Consider the following 9,168-nt stretch of genomic DNA (forward strand, 5'->3'; position numbering starts at 1 on the left):
ACAGGGCGACAACCCTCTCTCACCCTGCTGACTATCACGAACAATCGATAGAAATCGGCTTGAACCAGGCGATTCAGTCCCCCATAACACGCACGCATAACCTGTTGCAGCATCGATGCACCCGCTGCATCCACTCATCAGACATGCAACGCAACAAGGAGCCTGCCGTTTTGACAGGACTTTCGTCTTTTGACGCCTCTCTACCCCATCTCCCCGAAGAGTTCGAGAACCATTCAACAGGAAGCCGTAACAATTCAGCTATTCTCGTTCCACATGCGAGAAATAAACACCTGCGCTCCCCCCTCCGCTTGTGGGCGAATCGCTGCTTGCCAGCTCGCCCCTGACACACCACAACGGAGAAAAAAGTGGGCGGGATGAGCAACGCTCATCCCGCCCAGCGAGAGTTAGTCAGGCGCTCACACGCCCCACTGACCAATCACATCAGTGACCGCGACGCTTGGCAGCCACGAGGGACAGGCCAGCAATTGCGACAATTCCTGCCAAGACGCCCAGTCCGGCAGCATCCGTACCGGTCTTCGCCAGCTGAGGTGCAGGCGACGGCGTGGTCGAGGGGGTCGGAGCAGGAGTCGAGGGCGTGGCCGACGGGGTCGGAGTCGGCGCCAGAACGTTCGTAAGCGTCAACGAGTAGACCTGATCATCACTCAGCGTGAAGGTGGCCTCACGATTGTTCGCAGAGAGGGTGACACCATCGGCGGTCTCAAAGACTCGGCTCTGGCCATCAACCCACGTGATGTCGGCACCGGCGGGCAGGTCACCCTCAGAAACGGTGACAACGGTGCCCAGCGGGAGCGACGTGGGGTAGGTGTAGGTTTCACCAGCCTTGAGGGTCGCTTCGAAGGTCTTGTTCACCGAGGGATCAGCATCGTTCTTCAGAGTGATCGACAGCGTGTACTCGAGGTCCTTCGCGGACTCGGGCAGGTCACCCTCCACCTTCTTGGTCACAGAGAAAGTCTGGTGGGCGTAGGCGTCGGCAGATGCGCCGTAGCGTAGAACCTTCGTGATGGGCTCAGTGATCTTCACGCCCGCGACATTGAAGTTCACAGTGTTCGAGAAGAGACCGTTGATGTCGCCAGCGCGCTTGGCGCCGGCAACATGGCCGGGCAGAAGAATGATGGCGGACTGGTTCGCCGGGATTTCGGCGAGCGTGACGGTCACCTTCGTCGACGAGCAGTCGACCTGCGCAGCGGCACCGAAAGCGCCGTGCGAGGTGTCATTGCCCTGGTTCAAACCGGCGGATGTCGTCGGGTCAGTCACGAGGTAGGTATGGTTCTTCGTGTACTCGTTCACGACATCGCAGTTGAAGTTCCAGTTGGAGCCCGCGGGGACCTCGTCAACGATCGAAGCGCCGGTCACGGCCGTATCGCCAGCAGGGAAGACGACGCGCCACATGATGGCCTTATTCTCATCCCCATCCTCGCTGTCCGAAAGGGTCAGCCAGCCATCCTTCTGGTAGCGCGCCACGCCGGGCGTACGGCGCAGCATGGTCAGCTCGCGCTCTACCTTCTGACCCAGCTTCACCTTGTAGGTCTCATCTCCGGGGCCCGTGTAGTAGGTGAGGCCGTTCGTAGAAACGTGGCCGTACCACTGCGCGGCAGACTCGACCTTTTCGTTGAAAACGACGGTCACCTTGCCGTCAGTGCCCCAGGTACCACAGCCGACGACAACGCCGTTATTGGAGACAACCTCAAACTGGCGGGTAATGTTCGGGCGCAGGACGCTCTGGCCCGTCGCGGAGTTCACGATCGACGCGTCATAGGTGAAGTAGTCGCCCGCCTTCACGCGTCCCTGTGTCTGCCACGGGAGCTTGATGCCCAGGTCCCACCAGTCACCAACGGCATGGGTCTCTCGACCGCTGTGGTCGACAAGCTGAGCGTTGTCCCAATCCAGCGTGACCTTGGCACTCACATCCGTAGTCGGCGCCGGGCAGCTCAAGGGAGCCGCGGAAGCAGGGGCCTGGGCGCCAACGAACTGCGCCAGACCGAAGAAACTCAGAACCAATGCGAAAGTCGCAAGAAGGACGCCGAAGTGACGGCGCTTCAGGGCAACCATAGAAAACTCCTGTCAACGGGATGAGCGACGGCGTCGCCGCATACCGAATCAGTCTATGCCAATCACCTGCAATACGGTCAAGAATGGAAAAAATACGTTCTGAAAACACCGAAAAATGCGGGATCGACAAAAGCAATTCTCGCTGAGTTTTCAAGCTACTTTATAAAGTGACAAAATTTGTTGTTCGGGCGTGTCGCCAACGTTGACAACAGTGGCACCGAGAGTCCGACAAACTAACCTGCTGTTCAGGAAACAAACCGAACGGATAACAGGAGGCGCTCAGCCGACACCAATTCACCGGTTAGCTCCCCGACCACACGGACAGTCGACGCTCTCCCAGCCGGCCAACCATGCCGTTAGGAACCCCAACACTGCACAGGAGCAAGAACCAACAGCGCATACCCACTGCCACACACACACGACAAAGCTCCCACCGGAAAGGTGGGAGCCAGATAAACAAAAAGCCGAATCGTTAGATCCGGCTGACTGGTGGGCGATACTGGGATCGAACCAGTGACCTCTTCCGTGTGAAGGAAGCGCGCTACCCCTGCGCCAATCGCCCGAGGTGGGTACGGGATTCGAACCCGTGTATACGGCTTTGCAGGCCGCTGCCTCGCCTCTCGGCCAACCCACCACACCCAATGGGATCGAGTGGATTCCCGATTGAGAGCGGATGACGGGACTCGAACCCGCGACCCTCACCTTGGCAAGGTGATGCTCTACCAACTGAGCCACATCCGCGTGAACCGCATGTGCGGCCGGGCAAAAGCCCGCCGATCCTGTTACCAGGATGACCGTGGGCGATACTGGGATCGAACCAGTGACCTCTTCCGTGTCAGGGAAGCGCGCTCCCGCTGCGCCAATCGCCCGAGCGGATGACGGGACTCGAACCCGCGACCCTCACCTTGGCAAGGTGATGCTCTACCAACTGAGCCACATCCGCGTTTCTCAGAACGTCAACCGTTCTTCGCAACGGGTAAAACCTTAACAGACGATCCACCCCGAACGCAAAACCAAACAGCCGTTATCCAAGTCACATGACCATTTTTGCGCGGATTATAGCCCGTCTCAGCATATTCGTGGGAGGCTTGACGGTATGGAAACGCGACCTGGCAAGGCATACCCCCTGGGTGCCACCTTTGACGGAACCGGTACGAACTTCGCGATCTACTCCTCGGTCGCGACGTCTGTGACACTGTGCCTCTTGGATGACGATCTCAATGAAATGCGTATCCCCATGACGGAGGTCGACGCCTACGTCTGGCACGTCTACGTGCCTCAGGTGCGCGCCGGACAGCGCTACGGATACCGCATTGACGGCCCCTGGGACCCCCAGAATGGCCTACGATGCGACTCCTCGAAGCTCCTTCTTGACCCCTATGCGAAGGCGATTGAAGGTCAGCTGACAGATTCTCTCGATCTTCTCTCCTATCAGGCCGACGACCCGCTCACTCTTAAAGGCGGTGACTCCGCCGACGCGACGATGCATTCGGTCGTCGTCAACCCCTTCTTCGACTGGGAAGGCGACCATAGCCCCGGCCACGATTACTCTGAGTCGATCATCTACGAGGCCCACATCAAGGGTATGACCATGCGTCATCCGGAGGTCCCAGAGGATCTGCGAGGAACGTATGCCGGCATGGCGCACCCTGCGATCATTGAGCACTTGAAGAAGCTCGGCATCACCACGGTCGAGCTCATGCCGATTCACCAGTTCACGAACGACACGACCCTGCAGGCGAAGGGACTGTCGAACTACTGGGGCTACAACACGATCGGTTATTTTGCCCCGCACAATGGCTACGCGGCGACGAAGGAACCGGGCGCGCAGGTCTCTGAGTTCAAGGCAATGGTCAAAGCGCTGCACGCGGCCAACATCGAAGTCATCCTCGATGTCGTCTACAACCACACGGCCGAGGGCAACCACATGGGACCGACCCTGTCGTTCCGCGGCATCGACAATCCTTCCTACTACCGTCTCGTCGACGGGGACCGTCAGCACTACTTCGATACGACGGGCACGGGCAATTCTCTTCTGATGAGTTCCCCTCAGGTCCTGCAGCTCATCATGGATTCGCTGCGCTATTGGGTCACGGAGATGCACGTCGATGGCTTCCGCTTCGACCTCGCCTCCACCCTGGCACGTCAGTTCGCCGAAGTCGATCGCCTGTCCGCTTTCTTCGATCTGATCCACCAGGATCCCGTCGTCTCGCAGGTCAAGCTCATCGCCGAACCGTGGGACGTCGGCTCTGACGGCTACCAGGTGGGCGGCTTCCCACCACTGTGGTCCGAGTGGAACGGCAGGTACCGCGATACGGTGCGCGACTTCTGGCGCGGAGAATTCTCCTCGTTGCCCGACTTCGCCTCGCGCCTCGCAGGGTCCTCGGACCTGTATGGCTCGACGGGCCGCAAGCCCATGGCGTCCATCAACTTCGTGGTTGCACACGACGGCTTCACGCTGCGCGACCTCGTCTCCTACAACGAAAAGCACAATGAGGCGAACCTCGAAGGCGGCGCGGATGGAGCGAACGACAACCGTTCATGGAACTGCGGCGCAGAGGGCGACACAGACGATCAGGAAATCATCGAGTTGCGCTACCGACAGCAGCGCAACTTCCTGACGACCCTCATGTTCTCCCAGGGCGTGCCCATGATCGCCCATGGCGACGAGCTCGGGCGCACCCAGCGCGGCAACAACAATGCGTACTGCCAGGACAACGAGATCTCGTGGATTAACTGGGATCTGGACGAGTGCGACCATAAGCTCCTGCAATTCACCCGCCACCTCATCCACCTGCGCCGCGATCACCCCGTCATGCGCCGTCGGCGCTTCCTCGAAGGACCGGCCGAGCGCGGCGGCGAGTCAGAGCTCGGCGAAATCGAGTGGTTCACCCCCGGCGGTACCCACATGACGGAGGAGGAGTGGAACCAGCCGTGGGCACGATCGACGATGGTGTTCTACAACGGCGACGCCATTCGAGAGCCCGATGCAAATGGGCGCCGGATCCTTGATGACGATTTCCTCCTACTTCTGAACGCGGCTCCGGAGCCCGTCGATTTCACGCTCCCCGACACGAAGTACGGTCACATCTGGCACACCGTTGTTGACACGGCGGGTGACGATGATCGCGCCGAGTACCACTCGGGCGACGTCGTGCACGTTGGGCCTCGCACGTCGTACATCCTGCGCAACCCACGCGGGCTATAAACGAGTAAGACAAACCGCCAACTTCCGGGTACGTGTACCGGCTATTTATCGACCTGGGGGTTGGCGGCGCGTCTGGCCCAAAAGGCGTGTGGACACCCGTACGATTTGATTTGTGAATGAAAACGCGGTGCCCGAGGAGTTTATGCGGGCTCTGCTGTCCCTGCGGCAGGCGGACCACCTGCCGCACATCCTCCTCGAGGAGATCCCCCCGCCTCGTCGTCTGGCGCCCTACACGGCTGCACTCGCGATGCGGACCACGGACGAGGACGAGGCCGGACAGCCCCTATCGAGTGGTCGCATGGTGATCCTGCACGATCCTATCGAGCAGCTCGGCTGGAATGGTACGTTCCGCATCGTCTCTCAGCTGCGCGCCCAGGTAGATGCCGAGATGATCGGCGATCCGATGCTGTCGGAGGGGATCTGGGGCTGGACGCTGGACTGCTTGGAGAGCGCAGGGGCAGGATTCCATGACATGACGGGCACCGTGACGCGGGAAATGAGTGAAGCTTTCGGTGGTCTCGAGCTACGCGGATCATCCCTGTTCGTTGAGGTCCGCGCGTCATGGACGCCGTACAGTGAGTATCTTGGTGAGCATCTGTCCGGATGGGCGGATGTGATGCGTCGGACGGCAGGGATTGTGCCTGCCCGTCATCTCGAAGGAGTCTGAGTGCTGGTCAACAATGGCGGCGGCTTGCCGCAGGGCGATACGGATAATCCGGAGCTTATTGCGCAGCCGCGTGGGGGGACCCCTGCCGTCATTGACACTCGGAAGGATCTTGAGGCTGCCGCCCGCGCGCTGAGCGTCGGGTCGACCCCGATCGCCGTCGATGTTGAGCGCGCTCAGGGTTTCCGCTACGGCGCAGACCCCTACCTCGTCCAGATTCGACGTGAGGACGTGGGCACATTCCTCATTGACACACACGCACTGCCGGACCTGTCTGCGCTTCAGCCGGGCGTGGAAGACGTCTGGCTTCTGCATGATTGCCTGCAGGACTTGCCAAATCTCCGCCAGGTGGGACTTCGTCCCCCGGCTCTCTTCGACACTGAGATTGCCGCTCGCCTGATTGGCCTGGAGCGTTTCGGCCTGGCGGCCGTCGCCGAGCAGATTCTCGGCCTAGGCCTCGTGAAGGATCATCAGGCATCGGATTGGTCGGTGCGTCCGCTGCCCAAGGAGTGGCTGCGCTACGCGGCCCTCGACGTCGAGTTGCTGACCGAACTCTACTATCGCCTGTCGAAGAGGCTCGATGAGATGGGCCGCTGGGAGTGGGCACAGCAGGAGTTTGCCCATGCGCTATCGGTCACTCCTCCTGCCCCTAAGCCCGATCGGTGGCGTTCCGTTCCCGGCGCGGGAAAGATTCGATCGCGCCGTGGCCTGGCGGTGCTCAAAGCGCTGTGGGAGACGCGCGAGTCGATTGCTCAGCGTATCGACCTGAGCCCGGGCCGCCTCGTGCGCAACGCGGCCCTTGTTCGCGCGGCCTCAAATCCTCCGCGCAATAGGCGCGCCCTCATGAGCATCAGCGAGTTCCGCTCCCCCGTCGCCCGCCAGTACGAAGACGAGTGGATGCGGGCACTGGCCAGCGTGGCCGCCATGACGGAGGATGAGCTGCCTCCCAAGCGCAAGCCCGTTCAACCGGGGTCGATCCCGGAGCCTCGCCAGTGGAACCGAATCGACGAGGCTTCGGCCGCGCGCCTGGGAACGGTACGCAACGCTGTCGCCTCGGTCGCGTCGAGTCTGGGGCTCGCGCCCGAGGTGGTCCTGGCGCCCCAGGTGCAGCGCTACCTCGCGTGGGCTCCCCTGGACCCATCGCGTCCGTCTGGCGATGAGGTCGAAGAACGCATGGTCAATCGCGGTGCGCGCGACTGGCAGATCGATTTGACGCTCGACCCAATCTGCGACGCGCTCGGCGTCTGACCAGGGATCGTTAGCAGGCGGAGAGTCGCTCAATCAGCTCGCGCACGGCACGCTCAATGCCGTCGGCGTCGTAGCCGAAGCGCGCGATCAACGCCGTTCGATCACCATGCTCGGGGAATCCCTGCGGCACGCCGAGGCATCGTACGGGCACGCCCGCTTCCGCCAACGTATCGCGCAGTGACCAACCAAAACCGCCCTGGACGATGCCATCCTCGACGCTGACCACGCAATCGTAATCGTGAGCCATCGCTGTCAACTCCTGCGGCACTGGGATCATCCACTGCGGATCCGCGACGGTCACGCTCATACCGTCAGCCACCAGGCGACGCGCGGCCTCAATCGCATCGGGTGCGCATGCTCCGGTACCAACGATGAGGACTCGAGCGGGCGAGTCCGCCCCGGCCTCGTCGACAAGAATGTCCACTCCCCCGACGCTACGAAGCGCGGGCATGGGCTCCGGCAGAGAACCCTTGCGGTATCGGATGACGGTGGGCGCATCGTCAACATCGAGCGCCTCACGCACGCGAGAACGCAGTGTGTCCTCATCACGGGGCGCGGCCAGACGCAGGCCCGGAATCAGGGAGCACATGGCAATATCCCACACGCCATTATGCGACGCGCCGTCCGCACCCGTGACTCCGGCGCGATCGAGCACGAGCGTCACTCCCGCACGATGGAGAGCAACATCCATGAGGAGCTGGTCAAAGCCACGGTTCAAGAACGTCGCATAGAGCGCGACCACGGGATGCGCACCCTCGTAGGCCATGCCAGCTGCGGAAGCCACGGCCTCGGCCTCGGCGATGCCGACGTCGATCACGCGACCCGGGTAGGCCTCGTGCATCGGACCCAAACCGACCGGGCGCATCATCGCCGCGGTAATGCCGACGATATCGTCGCGCGTAGCCGCCTGAGCGCAAATCTCATCGGCGAACACTCCGGTCCAGCCAAAACGCTCAGGAGCGACGGGCAGGCCAGTCTCCGGGTGGATCGGTCCGACGGCGTGGAAGCGATCCGCTATATCTTCCTCTGCGGGAGTGTATCCGCGCCCCTTCTCCGTGATCATATGGACGAGAACGGGCTCGCTCAGAGAACGCGCCCGGCGAAGCGCAGTCTCCACCGCAGAAATGTCATGCCCGTTGACGGGCCCAATGTATTTCAGGCCCAGGTCTTCGAACATCACCTGGGGAATGAGAGCGTCCTTGATACCCGCCTTCAGGCCGTGCAACGCGTCGTAGGCCGCGCGGCCGGGCGTGCCGTGACTGAGGAGATGTTGTTTTCCCCAGGCAAGCGCCTTCTCGTAACCAGCGGAGGTACGCAAGGCATCAAGATGATCGGCGAGTCCACCGATCGTCGGCGCATACGAGCGCCCATTGTCGTTCACCACAATCACGATGCGACGATTCTTCGCCGTCGCAATGTTGTTGAGCGCCTCCCACGCGAGGCCGCCGGTCAGCGCGCCATCGCCGATCACACCGACAGTCCACGTACGGTCACCCCGGCGGTGCTTTTCCCGCGAAATACCATCCACCCACGCGATCGACGCGGACGCGTGCGAAGACTCAACGACGTCATGCTCAGATTCGGCGCGCGACGGGTAGCCGGACAGTCCGCCCGGGCAGCGCAGCGATGAAAAATCCTGACGGCCCGTCAACAGCTTATGCACGTAAGCCTGGTGCCCCGTATCGAACACAATCGTGTCCTGCGGGGACCGGAACACCCTGTGCAAACCGATCGTTAGCTCAACGACACCCAGATTGGGACCAAGGTGCCCACCCGTGCGCGACACGTTGTCAATCAGGAACCCGCGAATTTCCGCCGCCAAATCGTCCAGCTGCTCGCGTTCCAGGCGACGCAGCTCACGCGGTGCGCTGCAGCGCGACAGCAGGTCGCGCGACTCTCGTGTTCCAGACATAGCAACCAGTGTAGTTGCCCAAGCGTCTCACCTACAGATCAAAGTGCATGTCAGCTACCTTCGACC

General features: G+C 61.6%; 5 protein-coding genes and 5 tRNA genes. 3 read left to right on the forward strand and 7 right to left on the reverse strand.

The window, feature by feature from the left end; translation table 11 throughout:
* Positions 1-441: 441 nt before the first annotated feature.
* The 6 genes from HMPREF1478_RS09150 to HMPREF1478_RS09175 form a co-directional block, all read right to left on the reverse strand.
* Entirely contained in the window at positions 442-2,070 is a 1,629-nt protein-coding gene (locus tag HMPREF1478_RS09150) for a DUF5979 domain-containing protein (RefSeq protein WP_016461791.1), read from the reverse strand.
* 487 nt (positions 2,071-2,557) lie between these two features.
* Positions 2,558-2,632 (reverse strand) — tRNA-Val (locus HMPREF1478_RS09155).
* Between the two features lies 1 nt (position 2,633).
* Positions 2,634-2,704: transfer RNA gene (locus HMPREF1478_RS09160), tRNA-Cys, on the reverse strand.
* 34 nt (positions 2,705-2,738) lie between these two features.
* Positions 2,739-2,811: transfer RNA gene (locus tag HMPREF1478_RS09165), tRNA-Gly, on the reverse strand.
* 56 nt (positions 2,812-2,867) lie between these two features.
* Positions 2,868-2,939, reverse strand: a tRNA-Val gene (locus HMPREF1478_RS09170).
* A 1-nt stretch (position 2,940) separates the two neighbouring features.
* Positions 2,941-3,013, reverse strand: a tRNA-Gly gene (locus HMPREF1478_RS09175).
* Positions 3,014-3,166: 153 nt separating this feature from the next.
* Between HMPREF1478_RS09175 and glgX the strand changes: the two genes are divergently transcribed.
* From glgX to HMPREF1478_RS09190, 3 genes are all read left to right on the forward strand, one after another.
* Positions 3,167-5,278, forward strand: coding sequence for a glycogen debranching protein GlgX (gene glgX, locus HMPREF1478_RS09180; RefSeq protein WP_016461792.1), 2,112 nt, complete (start codon positions 3,167-3,169; stop codon positions 5,276-5,278).
* Between the two features lie 142 nt (positions 5,279-5,420).
* A complete protein-coding gene (locus HMPREF1478_RS09185) occupies positions 5,421-5,945 on the forward strand; it encodes a DUF3000 family protein (protein WP_016461793.1) in 525 nt (174 codons plus the stop codon).
* Complete coding sequence (locus HMPREF1478_RS09190; RefSeq protein ID WP_016461794.1) at positions 5,946-7,190, forward strand: HRDC domain-containing protein; 1,245 nt, start codon at positions 5,946-5,948, stop codon at positions 7,188-7,190.
* Positions 7,191-7,200: 10 nt separating this feature from the next.
* Here the strand turns inward: HMPREF1478_RS09190 and dxs are convergent, their stop codons facing one another.
* The gene (dxs, locus tag HMPREF1478_RS09195) at positions 7,201-9,102 is read right to left on the reverse strand and encodes a 1-deoxy-D-xylulose-5-phosphate synthase (protein WP_016461795.1); all 1,902 of its coding nucleotides are present in this window, start codon (positions 9,100-9,102) and stop codon (positions 7,201-7,203) included.
* Between the last annotated feature and the right edge of the window lie 66 nt (positions 9,103-9,168).

This window comes from Actinomyces sp. HPA0247, from assembly GCA_000411415.1.
Taxonomy (GTDB): Bacteria; Actinomycetota; Actinomycetes; order Actinomycetales; family Actinomycetaceae; genus Pauljensenia.

Coding starts and splice junctions, on each gene's coding strand:
- HMPREF1478_RS09150 (WP_016461791.1), bottom strand. CDS start 2,070: ATGGTTGCCCTGAAGCGCCGTCACTTCGGCGTCCTTCTTGCGACTTTC.
- glgX (WP_016461792.1), top strand. CDS start 3,167: ATGGAAACGCGACCTGGCAAGGCATACCCCCTGGGTGCCACCTTTGAC.
- HMPREF1478_RS09185 (WP_016461793.1), top strand. CDS start 5,421: ATGCGGGCTCTGCTGTCCCTGCGGCAGGCGGACCACCTGCCGCACATC.
- dxs (WP_016461795.1), bottom strand. CDS start 9,102: ATGTCTGGAACACGAGAGTCGCGCGACCTGCTGTCGCGCTGCAGCGCA.